Here is a 16,110-nt window from a genome sequence, read left to right on the forward strand (position 1 = left end):
AGGCCACGTACCAGCCACTCGGCCATCACGTAAAAACTGTCAGCCCGCCATACCTGCGGGCTGGCGGGCTCGCTGCCGGGGTAGACGCTGGACTGTGTGGACATCAGCAATTGCCGGTGTTGCGCCAGTTGCTGACGGTCCACCTTGTGCTGTTGCGCCAGCGGATGGCCCACGCCGCACACTGTGACCATCTCGACGCTGCCGAGCACTCGTCGCTCCAGCGCTTCGGAAATCTGGTCGTGATAGAACAGCAAGCCCAGATCCGCCCTGCGCTCCACCAGTTTGCGTGCCACATCGCCCTGCGCGGCGCTGGTCAGTTGCACCTCCAGGCTGGGAAATTTATCGGCCAGCGCCTCGAAGCTCTCGATGATCGGCTGATACGGCATCGCTTCGTCCTGCGCCACCCGCAGGCGAGCCTCTTGGCCGCGCATCATCGCCAGCGCCCGACCATTGAGGCGCTCGCACTGGCGGAGCACTTCCCGCGCCTCGTCGAGCAAGGCAGTGCCCGCCTCGGTCAGCCTTGGCTGACGACCGCTGCTGCGCTCGAACAGGCCCACGCCCAGATCCGCTTCAAGCAATGCAATTGCGCTGCTGACCGCTGATTGCGCTTTACGCTGATCGCGCGCCACCGCCGAAAACGAGCGACGTTCCGCGACGCTGACGAACAGGCGTAGCTGTTCAAGATTCCACTGCATGCGCACCACCCATCTTCGAATCAGATAGGTAATGACTTTACCGCATCCAGGGAATCTCTAAAATGCCGACCTCATCAGCAACACTTCACACGAGGATGCCTCTATGACCGCTTATTACTACCTGGCCATTGCCATCTGCGCCGAAGTGATCGCGACAGTTTCGATGAAAGCCGTCAAAGGATTCAGCACGCCATTGCCGCTGATTCTGGTCATTGTCGGTTATGGCATTGCCTTCTGGATGCTCACCCTGGTGGTTCGCACCGTACCGGTGGGCGTGGCTTACGCGGTGTGGGCCGGCTTGGGGATCGTGATGGTCAGCGTCGCGGCGCTGTTCATTTACGGGCAGAAACTGGACGTGCCGGCGATGCTGGGGATGGCGCTGATCGTATTGGGCGTCGTCGTCATCCAGCTGTTCTCGAAAACCGCAGGGCATTAAAGCCCGAACTGCTATCTGTGGGAGTGAGCCTGCTCGCGATATCGGTTTACCAATCGACGCATTTGTTGCTGGGTATACCGCTATCGCGAGCAGGCTCACTCCTACAGGTCCATCGGCCGCTGCAAACTTCGAATCTGTATACTGCGCCCTCGTCTTGAACACTGAGGTCGCTGCATGCCATCTGTTATTTCCACGGACGTTCTAATTGTCGGCGCTGGTGTCGCCGGCCTCTGGCTGAATGCGCGCCTGCGCCGCCAAGGGTTTTCGACCGTGCTGGTGGAAAGCGCCACACTCGGTGGCGGGCAGAGCATAAAGTCTCAGGGGATCATCCACGGTGGCGCCAAATACGCGCTGCACGGCGCGCTGACCGGCGCCTCGGAAGCCATCGCCGACATGCCACGGCGCTGGCGTGAAGCCTTGGCTGGCGACGGCGAGCTGGACCTGTCCGGCGTGCGCCTGTTGTCCGATGCCCATTACCTGTGGTCCCCCGGCACCCTCGCCGGCAACCTCACCAGTTTCTTCGCCAGCAAGGCCGTGCGTGGCCGTGTCGATCAGGTCAAAGGTGACCAACTGCCGCCGGCCCTGCAAGACAAGCGCTTCAAGGGCAAGGTCTATCGACTGGCGGAACTGGTCGTGGACGTGCCGAGCCTGATCCAGCGGCTGGCCGATCTGGCGGGCGACGGTTTGCTCGCCGGTCACAGCATCGAACCGTTGCTCGAAGGTGGAAAACTGGTCGGACTGAAAGTCGATGAGCACGAGATTCGCGCGCAACGCATCGTCATCAGCGCCGGCGCCGGCACAGCGACTTTGCTCGAAACCCTCGGCATCAGCCGCCCGGCCATGCAACGCCGGCCGCTGCACATGATCATTGCCAAAGGCCCCGGCCTCAAACCGCTGTATGCCCACTGCCTGGGCGGCGGGACCAAACCGCGCATCACCATTACCACGCATCCGGCGGCTGATGGCCAATGGGTCTGGTACCTCGGCGGTGACATCGCCGAAACCGACGGGGTCAACCGTCAACCGGCCGAGCAAATTGCCACGGCGCAGAAAGAGCTCGGCCAATTATTGCCCTGGATCGACCTGAGCACAGCGCAGTGGGCGACATTGCGCGTGGACCGTGCCGAACCGCTGCAAACCGGCCTGACCCGCCCGGACAATGCTTTTCTGGCCGAAGAAGGCCGACTGCTGGTTGGCTGGCCGACCAAACTGGCGCTGGCACCGGACTTTGCCGATCGCGTTATCGCCAGCCTTGAGCGCGACGGCATCCAGCCGAGCCAGGCCGCGCCCCTGCCCGACTTGCCAAAACCACCGATAGGCGTGCCCGCCTGGGAGCAACTGCTGCCATGAGCCAACCGACACTGCACGAACTGCATCGCCCGCTGGGCAGCACTGGCCTTTCGGTTTCACCGCTGGGCCTGGGTACGGTCAAACTCGGCCGTGACCAGGGCGTGAAATACCCTATCGGTTTCAAGATTCCCGATGACGAAGAAGCACGCATGCTGCTCACGTTTGCCCGCAACCTGGGCATCAACCTGATCGACACTGCGCCGGCCTACGGTCAAAGCGAAGAACGCCTCGGCCCGTTACTGCGTGGCCAGCGTCAGGACTGGGTGATCGTCAGCAAGGTCGGCGAAGAGTTTGTCGACGGTCAATCGAGCCATGATTTCAGCGCCGCGCACACTCGCCTCTCCGTGGAGCGCAGTCTGCAACGCCTGGAAACTGATTTTATCGACCTGGTATTGGTGCACTCCGACGGCAACGATCTGGCGATTCTTGAAGGCTGCGAAGTTTACGCGACCCTCGCCGCACTCAAGGCCGAAGGCAAAATCCGCGGTTTCGGTTTCTCCGGAAAAACCGTCGAAGGAGGTCTGAAGGCTCTGGAGCGAGGTGATTGCGCGATGGTCACCTACAATCTGAACGAACAGAACGAGAAGCCGGTCATTGACTATGCTGCTGCACACGGCAAAGCCATCCTGGTGAAAAAAGCCCTCGCCAGCGGCCATGTCTGCCTGAGCCCGGGCGTGGACCCGGTGCGCGCCAGCTTCGAGCTGTTGTTTGAACATCCGGGTATTGCCAGTGCTATTGTCGGCACCATCAATCCGCTGCACCTCGCCCACAACGTCGCGACCGTTGCCAACGTCCTACGTAGAAACTGATGCCGCCCACGCGGCCTTAAGCAGGAGCCGACATGCCGCGCACGCTCATCAGAAAGAATCCGAGCAACTTCAAGACCCTGCCGTTATCTGTCGAAGCGACTCCCGAAGGCTTGAGTTATCAGAGCATCGGGATGCCGCTCAATTTCGCGCAAACCCTGCAACGCCGCCGCCCGGTCTCCGTCGACGACCCTGAACGGTTCACGCTTGAGCTGGCCAATCTTGGGGTGTCGGTGCGACTTACCCTGCATTGGCAGAATCGCGATTACTGGATTCTGGTGCGCCAGCGCCGGCAAGACCGTGGCGATGTGGTGCTCAAGCTGATCTCCGGGTACGTGCCGGCCCACGAACTGAACCTGCCGCTACACACCGCAATTCAGGAAATTGCCGAAGAATGCATGCTGGAAACCCCGGAGGGCTGGCTCGGCGGGCGCTTCAACGATACCTGGCTGCCGGCACCCTATGCTTCGGCGCTTCACTATCGCGAGGCGCTGCCGTTTCGTCTGACCCCGCTGTCCGGCGCGCCGAGGCCAGTACGCTGCGGCCAATTGCAACTGCTGGAGCGTCCGTGGGCGTATGTGCACTTGCCGACTGCTTCGCTGCAATTGATCTATGACTTGCGCCTCGAAGTGCCGAAAGAAGCCAAATCCCTGAGTCTGTTCCATGTTGACGAACGACTTGAAGGTGATCAACTGGTGACCCGACTTGATCGCAAGCGCCCCGATCTGTATCTGATGCCACTGCACGACGGTCAGCCGATGGCCGAACTGTATACGTTGAAAAAAGATCAGCTCTATCCGGCGAGTACCCGCGGCTTGTACCTGGCGGAAAGTTTTTCCCGGCAGGAGGGTTGGCTGGTGCGCGACGAGCGGATTCGCTGGAAGGATTGGGTGCGGCAGCAAGGTCTGAGCCCGCCGGGGAAAAATTCCGGGTTAGCCCGATTAGGCGGTAAAGCGAAGCAACTGCTGAAGAAAATCGTACCGCGAAAAAAGGTCAGCCCTTGAAAGCAAAAGATCGTCCATTCGGACGATCTTGATTTTACGATTCAGGTGATGCCGGAACAGCGACTACGACTTGCGGATTTTTTCGACAATTGCCGTGGTCGAGCTGTTTTCCACCAACCCCAGCACTTTTACGACCCCGCCATAAGCGCTGACGATGTCCGCGCCAACCACTTGATCGATACCGTAGTCGCCACCCTTCACCAGCACATCCGGCTTGACCTCGCGGAGCAGGTTTTCAGGTGTGCCTTCAGCAAAGCTGATCACCCAGTCCACCGCACCCAGACCTGCAAGTACAGCCATGCGGCGGTCAACGCTGTTGATCGGACGGCCCGGCCCTTTCAGACGGCTGACCGACGCATCGTCATTGACCGCGACAATCAGACGGTCGCCCTGGGCCCGTGCTTGCTCGAGGTAGGTTACGTGGCCGGCGTGCAGGATGTCGAAACAACCGTTGGTGAAGACGATCCGCTCTTTGTGCGCACGCGCATCGTCGACCGCCAGCAGCAGTTGTTCGAGGCCCAGCACGCCGCGCTCGGAACCTTCTTCACGCTGGATGGCGCGACGCAGCTCCGGGGCGCTGATGGCCGCTGTACCGAGTTTGCCAACAACGATGCCCGCTGCCAGATTGGCCAGGGCCACCGCGTGCGGCAATTCTTCACCTGCGGCGATGGCGGCAGCGAGGGTGGAAATCACCGTGTCACCGGCACCTGTCACGTCGAACACTTCGCGTGCGCGCGCTGGCAAATGCAGCGCCGGATAGTCCGGGCGCAGCAGGGTCATGCCGTGCTCGCCGCGGGTCACCAGCAAAGCGCCGAGATCCAGGTCCTGCATTAGCTGCGCACCCTTGCTCACGAGGTCGTGCTCGTCGGCGCAACCGCCGACGATGGTTTCGAATTCGCTGAGGTTTGGCGTAATCAGGCTGGCGCCCCGGTAGATCGAGAAATCCTTGCCCTTGGGGTCGGCCAGTACCGGAATGCCCCGGGCACGGGCGGCCTGAATCAGTACCTGGTGATTCTTCAGCGCGCCTTTGCCGTAATCGGACAGCACCAGCACCTTGATGCCTTCGAGCAGCTCGTCGACCTGCTCGGCTAACGCCAGCGCGTCGGTGGCAAAGGGTTCTTCGAAGTCGATACGCAGCAGTTGCTGGTGCCGGCTCATGACCCGCAGCTTGACGATGGTTGGCTGATGCGCAATGCGCTGAAAAAGAGCCCGTACGCCGGCGCCGTTGAGGCTATTGACCAGACTGTCGGCGGCTTCATCGTCGCCGGTCACGCCGACCAGGGAGGCAGGTGCGCCGAGAGCGGCAATGTTCAACGCAACGTTGGCGGCACCGCCCGGGCGGTCCTCGATTTGCTCGACCTTGACCACCGGAACAGGTGCCTCAGGGGAAATCCGCGAGGTACCACCATGCCAGTAACGGTCGAGCATGACATCGCCGACCACCAAGACAGGGGCTTGATCGAATCGCGGCATGGACAACTTCATGGAGCAACCCACATACAAAATGAACAGGGCCGCGATATTAGCACAGGGTTGGCCAGAGCTTGCGCAGCGGCTTTACCGGGCTGGAGTCAAGAAGTGTAAATGTTCACGTTCAAACAAGGACATCCGGGTACCTCAGGGTACACCGGATGTTTTTAGCGACGCGGAAAGCCGTTCAGCATGCCGCAGCGGCAATCAGGTGATGCCGTGCGGAGCAGGTTCGTCCAGACCCATGGCGTGCAAGCGCGAATAGTAACCGCCCTCGGCCAGCAGTTGAGCATGGGTACCCCGCTCGACGATTTCACCGTGATCCATGACCAGGATCAGGTCAGCCTTCTCGATGGTAGACAGGCGGTGCGCAATAACCAGTGTTGTGCGACCTTTCATGACCTTGTCCAGCGCCGCCTGGATGTGGCGCTCAGACTCTGTATCCAGGGCGGATGTGGCTTCATCAAGAATCAGCAGCGGGGCGTTTTTCAGCAGTGCCCGGGCAATCGCCAGACGCTGGCGCTGGCCGCCGGACAGCAATACGCCGTTCTCGCCGACATCCGTGTCCAGCCCTTGTGGCAGCTGAGCGATAAAGTCCATCGCATTGGCGTCTGCAGCGGCTTTCTCGATGTCCTCACGCGGTGCGCCGGCCAGGTCTCCATAGGCAATGTTATTGGCGACCGTGTCATTGAACAGCGTGACGTGTTGGGTCACCTGAGCGACATGGCGCCGCAGATTGCGCAGGCGATAGTCTTCGATTTCCACGTTATCGAGCAAAATCTCGCCGATTTCGTGATGATAAAAACGCGGAATCAGCGCGGCCAGTGTCGACTTGCCACTGCCGGAGCGCCCTACCAGCGCAATCATCTGCCCCGGCGCCGCTGTGAAGCTGATGTTTTTCAGCACTTCACGTTCTGTTCCAGGGTAAGTGAAGCTCAAGTTGCGGACTTCCAGATGTCCACTGACCCGATCTTTCTCGACAGTACCCTTATCAACTTCGGGTTCGACGTCCAGCTGCTCGAAAATACTTTCTGCGCCGGCGACGCCTTTCTGAATTGTCGAACTGACTTCCGACAGTTGCCGAATTGGCTTGGGTAACAGGCCGGCTGCGGTGATGTAGGCCACCAGGTCACCGGCAGTCGCATCGCCGCGCAGGAACAGCACAAGGAACATCAGCACCGCCATGGCGGTATAAATCACCAACTGCAGCATCGGGGTGTAGATCGCTCCCGTTTTGGTCATCCGAAGCTGTTTGTCGGTGTTGCTGTGGCTGGCGTTGGCAAAACGCTGCTGTTCGTAGCCTTCGCCACCGAAACTGCGCACCACGCGATAACCCTGAATAGTCTCTGACGCGACGTGCGTCACGTCGCCCATGGCCACCTGGATTTTCTTGCTCTGCTTACGAAATTTCTTGCTGGTATTGCCGACCATGAACGCAATTACCGGCAGAATTGCCAGCATCACCAGCGTCAGCTTCCAGTTCATCCACACCAAGTAGGCAAACAGGAACACCACGGTCAGCCCTTCGCGGATAACCACTTTGATGGCGTCAGTAGCGGCGCCGGTAACCATGGTCACGTTGAAAGTGATGCGTGAAATCAGGTGCCCGGAATTATGAGTGTCGAAATAACGGTTGGGCAGCACCAGCAACTTGTTGAACAGTTCGACGCGCAGATCGTGCACCAACCCCAGCGACACTTTCGCCAGATAGTAATTACCCAAAAACGACCCAAGGCCCTGCCATGCGGCAATCAGGATGATCAGCAGCGGCACCGCCATCAGCAGCTGCAGGTCTTTCAAATAGGGCACGTTGGGGAAGAGCACGGCTTCCGGGTTGCTCAAACCATCGACAAAATACTTGAGAATCCCCGCCAGCATTGGCTGGGTGGAGGCAAAGATCACGAAGCCCACGATACTCAGGAGGAAAAGGCCCACATAGGGCTTTACATACCCCAACAGCCGAAAATAAATTTTCAGGCTGGAATCCTGTCCCGCTTTGGGCGGTGCGTCACTCATCGTAGAGCTCACTGGTTAGGTAGAACGCGGAATTTTATCACAAGCATTGGGCTTGACCCGCACCCAGACCAAAACGCTGGCCAGGCCCACGGGCAGCCAAGTGATAAACCATTCGGGCCGGGGTGTTCCGGTCAGGTTGGCGGCATCGAATTGCAGGGCCAGCGAGGAAAACAACCAGATGCCGATAACGCCTTGCGCATAAATCGTTTCCCTGGCTTTCCAGGCCTCGCGCAGCACCGCCAGCCACACCGTGCACCACAACAACAGCCCCGGCAGCCCCAACTCGATGGCCACATGGGTGAACAGGTTGTGCGAGTGATCGAAGTACACACTGTCAGCGAACACCTTGTAGTTGCCGCCGAGACCGAGTCCGAGCCACGGATGCTCGCTAATCATCTGCAAACTAGCGACCAGGATCTGCGGGCGATAGGACACGCCACGCGCCAGGACCAGAGGTTCGAGCACCCAGAAAGCCAGCATTGCCACAACCAACGCAGAGACGGCGATGACCCGGCTGCGCTTGTCGCGACACCAGATCGGCATCGCAAGTACCGTGAGCAGCAGCGCCAACGCCGCGCCTCGACTCTGGCTGAGCATCACGAACACGCACAGGAAGCTCAGCGCTATCACCCAGCCCACCTGCATCCAGCGTGAGCGTGGCACCCAATGGAGCAGCCAGACGGCGGCCAGACCGATGACGTAACCGCCCAGAATCGGATGCGACAACTCGCCTAATCCTTCGACGCGCGCAACCCAGCCGTTCTGATTGATCCCGTAAAACCGGATAATGGCCATCAATGCCGTGACCGCCAACCCGATGCCGCCCCATTGCATGACGCGAATCACCCGCTCGGAGCGGCCATTGGCAAACACTGGAAAAAACAGCAAGAACAGCATGATGTAGAGCAGACGCTTGGCTTCACGACTGGGTTCTTCCGTATTCGTCCATGAAAGACTGATCAGCGACCAGATCAGCAACCCGAGCATCGGCAAATAAACCCAGCGTTGCTCACGGAGCAATTCCACGACCCGGACCCGCGCCGACCAGCAAAACACCAGGGCCGGCAACCAGAGCAAGGCGATCAGCCCTTGCTGAAAAACCTTGTTCGTAGGCGCTAGTGCGATGGCCAGCAGAAACCACAACAACCCCACCGTCATCCATGTTTGCGCCCAGCGTGTTTCGTGCATCAGATTGCTCCTGAGAGAGTCCACCCGATAACCCGGATGGTTAAAGCCGAAACTTTTCGGCATCATTGCCTGCTACTGTGCCCCGCCATTTCAACAAGGCTTCTCTACGATGCAATGCTCCCGCCTTCCGCAAGTCGCACTGGATCAGATGATTGAAGGCGCAAGAATACTGGAGGCCGACGGCTTTGGGCCGAAAGTCTACCTGTTACAGGATGGGAATATGCTCAAAGTGTTTCGGCGCAAGCGTCTTTTCTCATCAGCGCTGTTTCGTCCGTATTCGAAACGCTTTATCGACAATGTTGCCAAACTGCAAACGCGCGGCGTGCCGACCTTGCAAGTGCTGCGATTTCATCGACTGCCAGCTCCAGGCATGACCGCTGTGCTCTACCGACCCCTGGCCGGGGAGACCCTGCGACAGATTTCCGAAAAACAGGGTTTCGACTGGCAACAGGTGCTGCCGGCCCTGACCGGGTTGATACACCGGCTGCACCAGTCGGGGATCTATTTCCGCTCCTTGCATCTGGGCAACATCGTGGTCACACCGGACAACCAGATGGGCCTGATTGATGTAGCGGATATGCGCTTCTTCCGAGGACCTTTACCCAAGCACCTGGTCAAGCGCAACTTGCAACACTTCGCTCGCTATATTGCACGGGAGAAGCTGAACGACACCTTTCCAATGCAAGCATTGGAAAGGGCAGTGCTGGCATCATGAAAGCAATGCACGGGCGTCCTGACTGAAACGCAGCCAGGCGTCCTCGGGAGCCAGCACCCTGTATTGATCGGCGGCGATTTGTTCAGGGGAAACGCTGAAGGCATTGACGATGGCATCGCTCCAGCCACGCACATCGTCAATCGGGGCATACCAGCCGGCACTGGCCAGTTGTTCGCGAAATACCGGCAGCTCGCTGGCCAGCACGGGAACGCCCGCCATGACCGCCTCCTGCATGATCAGCCCCAACCCTTCGCTCAACGATGGAATCGCTACCCAGTCAAACGCCCGGTAAAGTAGCGCTGCGTCGTCCAGATGGCCCGGCAACGAGACGCTACTGCGCAAGCCCTGTTGCTCGACGCGCGCTTCAAGCGCGGCTCGCGCCGACCCTTCGCCAATGATCACCAGTCGCAGATCGGGACGCTCCTGTAGCGCTGCGGCAAAAGCGTCGAGCAGGCAGCCGAAGCCTTTTTCCGCGACCAGACGCCCCACCGCACCCAGCACCGGCGAGCCATCCTGGGGCAACCCCAACCGACTCCGGGCTTGCTGTCGAGAAAGTGCGGCCGCGCGAAAGGCCACAGGATCAAACGCGCTACGCAGCGTCTTGACCGGCATTTGCAGCTCCTGGCTCAACGAAGCTGCAAGCGTATTCGATACCGCAGCGAGGGTGAGTTGGCCAGGCGCAAGTCTGTGAAAGAGCGCCGGGTCAGCCGGATAGAGTCGTGACGACCCGTGAAAAATCACCACGGCGCGGATATGCGGCAGCGCTTGGAGTAAAGGCAACAAGATGCGCGCAACACCCAAGCCGTCAATCAGCAGCACGCGCGCATCGCTGTCCTTCAAAGCCTTGTGGAACCTGGCCAGCATCCAGGGTCTGGTCAAGCGCCAGAAATGGCGTCCCTTCAATCGGGCGGATGACAGCTTCCACTCCTTGGCTTCATCAACATTGCCGCCGCAACCGGCCGCCGAACCCTGCAGCAACCAGGTCTTGATCGGCATGGAAGGGTCCGCCTGGGACAATATCTGCTGATGCACCTTGTGAATCGAGGCAAACGGCGCTCCGCCGGCCCACATGACGTTGAGAATACTCATAGGCGGGGGAGCCAATGTCTGGAAATCTGCAAACGAGCTGCGGTGCACCTAGTTGATAAACCAGCCAATGCAGACTCCCAGCAACAAAAATAATGCGGACCTGATCTGTTCGCGACGACTGCGGCGCGCCTTGCGTTGCCGCTCGGCAGGCGTTTGCACGTGCTCACCGAAACCGGTATGCAAAACGGCGTCAGCCTCGAGCGTTACGGCGTTCAGGTTGAGCTGTGCATAGCGTTGCGAGAGCGCTTTCTCGCCACCGTGCGCGGAGAACGGGGCACACAAACGATACTCCTTGAGTCGGCGCAACCCGGGATTGAGCGAGAACCCCTGCCATTCCGGTTTTTCGGAGATCAGCGGGTAGCAGGCCACGCCGCCGATGACTTCCCTTTCTCCACGATGAATGTAGGGGCTGTGCACCTTCAAGTCGTAAATATAGTTGCGAAGCCAGACTTGGAGAATTTCCTCACGCGCATCGAGAATGGTCATGGAGTCTTCGACGAACCCCCAGCGATAGAACTGCCAGTCGTCTTCGCAATGGAAGATGTACGGCGTCTTGACGTGTTCATAGGCCAGGTCGATGGACGCCAGTTGACCCAGCTTCGGGCGATTGACGAATACCGTGCAATGATCCTTCCAGTGAGCGGGAATGATCGAGCGAACGCCCTCGTCGCCGGCATCTTCGGTGATGAACACCTCACGAATGGCAGCCGTATTGAATCGATCAAAGCTCTCGAGCGTCGCCTTGAGCAAATCCAGCCGGCCACAACTGGTGACCACCAATGTAATGTTGCTTTGTTGGGAAAATTGCACCTGATTCTCAATAAAGTCGAAGTCGGCAGCAATATCAATCGCCGAGTGAACCTTGTCAAATGCCCAGATTAAGGCGAACTGTCTGCAGGAAACTCAACGGCGCACGCGCACGCAATGCCGGCTCGAGTTCCTCAACGATCCGCTGACCGATACGTGCAAAGCTGAACTGGCTGACTGCCAGGTCACGACCGTTGCACGCAATACGCTCAGCCAGCTGCGGATCCGCGCGTAACCTGCGCAGCTTTTCCTGGAGTTGTGCAATGTCCTGATAGAACACCACGTTGTGCATATCCTCCAGGCCCAATGCATTACTTTCTGCCGCGCCCTGATCATAGGCGAGCAACACACAGCCGCAAGCCATGGCTTCGAAATTCTTGATCATGAACTCGCCCATGCCGACATCCGCGCTGACAAAAAAGCGTATGCGGTTGAGCGTGTCGCGGTACTCGTCACCTGAATTGGTGCGGGTGACCACCAAGGGTTCGACACGTGCCAACTCATCAAGCAATGCCTTGCGAGCGCTGTAGGCGGCGCTACTGGTGCTGCCTACAAACGCCAGTTCGATATCGCGCTCGCGGCCCTGGTCCTGCAACAACGCCTGGTCATAGCCCTTGGGAACGAACACGGCGTCAAAGCCTTCTGCGCGCAAGCGTTCGCCAACCACGAAACCGGAGGTGATGATTCGGGCCCACGGCATACGCCGATAATGCGCGCTGAACTTGCCGGTGTACTTGCAGGGAATGTAGTTCTGATAGGCGTCGTGCTCGAGAATCACCAGATTGGGGATTGTCCGAATGAACCCGGCCTGGCGAATCTCCTGCTTGAAGCGCAGAAAGAAAACGATGCGGTCATAGCGCGACACGTCGACCTCACGGCGGAAGTAGCCACGCAGGTTGCGTTGCTCCTCACTGCCGAGCCAGCGCATCTCGCATTCGCAGTGCGCGGCCACGCCTTCGTACAAGCGGTCGAGAATGGCTCGCTGATCTTTCTGGACCAGAAATAAAACTTTCATCGTCTTCCCTGCTTCAGCTTCAAGCCCTTGCCTCACGTTCAATGACGAAGGGCAGCTGCCAGAAAACGTCACGCACCGCGCGATCGGAAAAGCGCTCATGCAAGCGGTCGAGCATCAGCTGCGCACACTGCTGACGCTCCTGATCATCCATCGCGGCCAGACGTTGCAGGCCCTGAGCCATGCGCTCGGCATCGCCCAGCGGGAACAGAATGCCGACGCCTTCGACCACTTCCTTCGCACCGCCGCACGCGGTCACGAGCAAGGGCAAACCAGCAGCCATCGCCTCCAGCAACACCATGCCAAAGGGTTCGTGATCGGAGCTCAAGGCGAACACATCGAAGGCGCGAAAATAGCGCCGGGCCTCGGGAACCTGGCCAAGGAACAGCACACGGTCGGCGACCCCCAGTTCGCGGGCCAGCGTCTTCAGATCCTGCTCCAGCCGGCCAATGCCGAGAATCGCCAACTGGCTGTCCGTCGGCAAACCCGGTAAAGCCGCGGCAAACCCACGCAGTAGCGTGGCCTGGTCCTTGTCCGGGTGCAGCCTGCCAACGTTGCCGACAACCCAGGCATCCATCGACAAACCAAGGGCTTCCCGGGCCTCGCGAACTGACACCTGACTCTCTTGCAACGCAAGCACATCAATGCGGTTGTAGAGCGTCTGGATTTTTCCGGCCGGCCATTTCGGCAAGCTGTGGCGGATGTCATCGCGCACCGCATCGGAAACCCCGAGCAGACTCAGGCGCTTGCGGAAGATACCGGCGAAGAGTTTGCGTGTGCCGCGCGTGTAATCGCCCAGCGCATGATGCACGCCGATCACCGGCAAAGATGTCCCCAGCAAAGCGATGTAGATCGGCTTGAAACGATGGGCAATGCAAAAACTGAAATTGCGGGAAGCGGCGATCTTGCGCAAGTCGATGATGGCGCCCAGCTTAAGGCCGCGAATGGCCTTGGAGCTGTATTCCATGAACAACACTTCGTCAGAGGCGCACCCCGCGGCGACCTCGGCATCGGCGACCCCGGTCAGAAACACCGTGGTCACGCGATAGCCGGTCCCCGCGAACAGGCTGGCGTACTGCCGCGCGCAGTCCAGAAACGGCCCGTCATAGCCGTGACAGAACTGCAGCACATGGCGTTCAGCCGAGCGTGTCATATGCGTCTGCGCCCTCTTTGACCACCAGAATGTCTTCCATAATCAGATACTGCAGATCGGATCCGAAGAACATGTTCAGGGCATCGGTCGGCGAGCAGATCATCGGCTCGCCGCGACGGTTCAGGGAGGTGTTCAGCGACACGCCGTTGCCGGTCAGTACTTCGAGCGCCTTCATCATGTCGTAGTAGCGCGGATTGTATTCGCGCTTGAGCACCTGGGCCCGGGAAGTGCCGTCCTCGTGAACCACTTCCGGCACGCGGGTCTTCCACTCTTCAGATACTTCAAAGGTGAAGGTCATGAACGGCGCCGGATGATCGATCTTGATCATTTGTGGAGCAACCGTATCGAGCATCGACGGGCAGAAAGGCCTCCAGCGCTCGCGGAACTTGATCTGGTGGTTGATCCGGTCGGCAACGCCGGTCGCGCTCGGGCAACCGATGATCGAACGACCGCCCAACGCACGCGGGCCAAACTCCATGCGCCCCTGGAACCAGGCGACCGGGTTACCATCGACCATGATTTTGGCGATGTTTTCCGGCATGTTCTCAAGCTTGCGCCACACAGGTTTGCTCGGGTGACGAGCGCAGGCGGCGAGCACGTCTTCGTTGCTGTACGACGGACCGAGGTAGACGTGTTCCATCTTCTCGACCGGCACGCCACGGGCGTGAGACACGTACGCCGCCGCACCGACCGCAGTGCCGGCATCGCCGGAGGCAGGCTGAACGAACAACTCTTTGACGTCATCGCGGGCGATGATTTTCTGGTTCAGTTTGACGTTCAGCGCGCAGCCACCGGCGAAGGCGAGTTTGCCGGTTTCCTTGAGCACATCGCCCAGGTAATGGTCGATCATTTGCAACGCCAGTTTCTCGAACAGCGCTTGCATGCTCGCGGCGTAGTGGATGTACGGCTCGTCGGCAATGTCGCCTTCGCGCTTGGGCCCCAGCCACTCGATCAGTTTTGGCGAGAAGTAAAAACCCTTGCCCTTCTCTTTATAGCGACGCAGGCCGATCACGTTGGCGTAGTCGGTGTTGATCACCAGCTCGCCGTTTTCAAACGAGGCCAGACGCGAGAAGTCATATTTGCCGGCATCGCCATACGGCGCCATGCCCATGACCTTGAATTCACCATCGAGCATCTCGAAACCGAGGAACTCGGTGATCGCGCCGTACAGGCCGCCGAGGGAGTCCGGGTCGAAGAATTCCTTGATCTTGTGAATCTTGCCGTTCTCGCCGTAACCGAAGAACGTTGTGGCGTACTCACCCTTGCCGTCGATTCCGAGGATCGCGGTTTTCTCTTTAAAACCGGAGCAGTGGTAAGCGCTGGAGGCGTGGGCCAGGTGATGCTCGACCGGTTCGATCTTGATCTTCTTCGGATCGAAGCCCAGTTGCTCGAGGCACCAGACGATCTTGTTGCGATAGCGCTTGTAGCGGCGGTTGCCCATGAGGATCGCGTCGAGCGCACGATCCGGGGCGTACCAGTAACGCTTGGCATAGTGCCAGCGCGCCTTGCCGAACAGGCTGATCGGCGCGAACGGAATCGCCACCACGTCTACGTCCGACGGTTTGATGCCGGCCTGCTCGAGGCAGAACTTCGCCGATTCGTATGGCATGCGGTTCTTTGCATGTTTATCGCGCACAAAGCGCTCTTCTTCAGCTGCAGCGACCAGCTTGCCGTCGATGTACAACGCTGCTGAAGGATCATGGCTAAGGGCGCCGGACAGGCCAAGAATCGTCAATGCCACAGGGGTCTAGCCTCTTAAGTCTGCATTCAGGCGCAATGCGCCTCAAAAATTAATGTGCCTTCGCGATGGGGCGACGGGCAGCTAAAGGGCGGGATTATAGCGTAAACACGGCAGGAATGACCCAGCGGTAATTGTCCGTGTGAGGTTGATCGCGAGGAAAGCAGATCAAGCCCGCTACCCGCGCCCCGCCCGCCAGTAAATACTGAGATTACCGTGTGCCGCCTGCCGATAGATCGTGTAGGGCAGCGCTACGGTGTCCAGTACGCCGGACAGGGTGATATCGAGGAGAACAAATGGAATCAGCATGCCGGTTGGATCAGGCGGTGCATGCAACAAGCAGAAATCATAAGCCAGACCACTATAGATTCGCGGGACAGACTGACAGTAGGTTTTCTGTTTCCTGAGACCACGGGCGGCGTCTTCGTCACCCTGCAGCACCGTGAGAGCCGTTCCGCAACCGGTCAAAACCAGTGAGCAGACGCCAAGCATGATCGCCTTTTTTATAGTCAAGATTCGCCCTCCGAGAACGTCAGGGCAAACTAGCATCGGGCTTATTCAGGGCACAGTTCATGGAGTCCGAGAATCATGTAGGACTTTTCACAAAATCTTGTCCACTCGCCTGGTCTGT

General features: G+C 59.2%; 15 protein-coding genes. 5 read left to right on the forward strand and 10 right to left on the reverse strand.

Annotated elements, in window-relative coordinates:
- Positions 1–695 (reverse strand): LysR family transcriptional regulator (locus DU29_RS0123860; protein WP_033050862.1); only part of this gene is annotated, 695 nt, incomplete at its 3' end.
- Positions 696–798: 103 nt separating this feature from the next.
- Between DU29_RS0123860 and DU29_RS0123865 the strand changes: the two genes are divergently transcribed.
- From DU29_RS0123865 to DU29_RS0123880, 4 genes are all read left to right on the forward strand, one after another.
- Complete coding sequence (locus tag DU29_RS0123865; protein ID WP_028623976.1) at positions 799–1,131, forward strand: DMT family transporter; 333 nt, start codon at positions 799–801, stop codon at positions 1,129–1,131.
- 174 nt (positions 1,132–1,305) lie between these two features.
- The gene (locus DU29_RS0123870) at positions 1,306–2,481 is read left to right on the forward strand and encodes an NAD(P)/FAD-dependent oxidoreductase (RefSeq protein WP_028623977.1); all 1,176 of its coding nucleotides are present in this window, start codon (positions 1,306–1,308) and stop codon (positions 2,479–2,481) included.
- A complete protein-coding gene (locus DU29_RS0123875) occupies positions 2,478–3,290 on the forward strand; it encodes an aldo/keto reductase (protein ID WP_028623978.1) in 813 nt (270 codons plus the stop codon). Before DU29_RS0123870 ends, DU29_RS0123875 begins: the two co-directional genes overlap by 4 nt.
- A gap of 32 nt (positions 3,291–3,322) precedes the next feature.
- Positions 3,323–4,291: a hypothetical protein gene (locus DU29_RS0123880; RefSeq protein WP_028623979.1), complete on the forward strand. Its 969-nt coding sequence runs from the start codon at positions 3,323–3,325 to the stop codon at positions 4,289–4,291.
- Positions 4,292–4,354: 63 nt separating this feature from the next.
- On the opposite strand, the gene hldE is transcribed toward DU29_RS0123880, so the two are convergent.
- From hldE to DU29_RS0123895, 3 genes are all read right to left on the reverse strand, one after another.
- The gene (gene hldE, locus DU29_RS0123885; RefSeq protein ID WP_028623980.1) at positions 4,355–5,776 is read right to left on the reverse strand and encodes a bifunctional D-glycero-beta-D-manno-heptose-7-phosphate kinase/D-glycero-beta-D-manno-heptose 1-phosphate adenylyltransferase HldE; all 1,422 of its coding nucleotides are present in this window, start codon (positions 5,774–5,776) and stop codon (positions 4,355–4,357) included.
- Positions 5,777–5,968: 192 nt separating this feature from the next.
- Positions 5,969–7,777, reverse strand: coding sequence for a lipid A export permease/ATP-binding protein MsbA (gene msbA / locus DU29_RS0123890; protein WP_028623981.1), 1,809 nt, complete (start codon positions 7,775–7,777; stop codon positions 5,969–5,971).
- A 15-nt stretch (positions 7,778–7,792) separates the two neighbouring features.
- The gene (locus tag DU29_RS0123895; RefSeq protein WP_028623982.1) at positions 7,793–8,965 is read right to left on the reverse strand and encodes an O-antigen ligase family protein; all 1,173 of its coding nucleotides are present in this window, start codon (positions 8,963–8,965) and stop codon (positions 7,793–7,795) included.
- Positions 8,966–9,074: 109 nt separating this feature from the next.
- Here DU29_RS0123895 and DU29_RS0123900 point away from each other — a divergent pair, with 109 nt between their 5' ends.
- Positions 9,075–9,680 (forward strand): toluene tolerance protein, encoded by a 606-nt coding sequence (locus DU29_RS0123900; protein WP_033050865.1) that lies wholly within the window; start codon positions 9,075–9,077, stop codon positions 9,678–9,680.
- Here DU29_RS0123900 and DU29_RS0123905 read toward each other — a convergent pair.
- From DU29_RS0123905 to DU29_RS0123930, 6 genes are all read right to left on the reverse strand, one after another.
- Positions 9,675–10,769, reverse strand: a complete 1,095-nt coding sequence (locus tag DU29_RS0123905) for a glycosyltransferase (protein WP_028623984.1) — start codon at positions 10,767–10,769, stop codon at positions 9,675–9,677. The genes DU29_RS0123900 and DU29_RS0123905 overlap by 6 nt on opposite strands.
- Before the next feature lie 48 nt (positions 10,770–10,817).
- A complete protein-coding gene (locus DU29_RS0123910) occupies positions 10,818–11,579 on the reverse strand; it encodes a hypothetical protein (protein ID WP_028623985.1) in 762 nt (253 codons plus the stop codon).
- Positions 11,580–11,634: 55 nt separating this feature from the next.
- The gene (locus tag DU29_RS0123915; protein WP_028623986.1) at positions 11,635–12,591 is read right to left on the reverse strand and encodes a glycosyltransferase family protein; all 957 of its coding nucleotides are present in this window, start codon (positions 12,589–12,591) and stop codon (positions 11,635–11,637) included.
- Positions 12,592–12,610: 19 nt separating this feature from the next.
- Positions 12,611–13,741 (reverse strand): glycosyltransferase, encoded by a 1,131-nt coding sequence (locus DU29_RS0123920; protein WP_028623987.1) that lies wholly within the window; start codon positions 13,739–13,741, stop codon positions 12,611–12,613.
- Complete coding sequence (locus DU29_RS0123925) at positions 13,725–15,482, reverse strand: carbamoyltransferase family protein (RefSeq protein WP_028623988.1); 1,758 nt, start codon at positions 15,480–15,482, stop codon at positions 13,725–13,727. The genes DU29_RS0123920 and DU29_RS0123925 overlap by 17 nt, the downstream gene beginning before the upstream one ends.
- Positions 15,483–15,656: 174 nt before the next feature.
- Positions 15,657–15,992, reverse strand: a complete 336-nt coding sequence (locus DU29_RS0123930; protein ID WP_028623989.1) for a YceK/YidQ family lipoprotein — start codon at positions 15,990–15,992, stop codon at positions 15,657–15,659.
- Positions 15,993–16,110: the final 118 nt, after the last annotated feature.

Origin of the sequence: Pseudomonas sp. Ant30-3, assembly GCF_000690905.1 — a bacterium.
In the GTDB taxonomy this organism is placed as follows: domain Bacteria; phylum Pseudomonadota; class Gammaproteobacteria; order Pseudomonadales; family Pseudomonadaceae; genus Aquipseudomonas.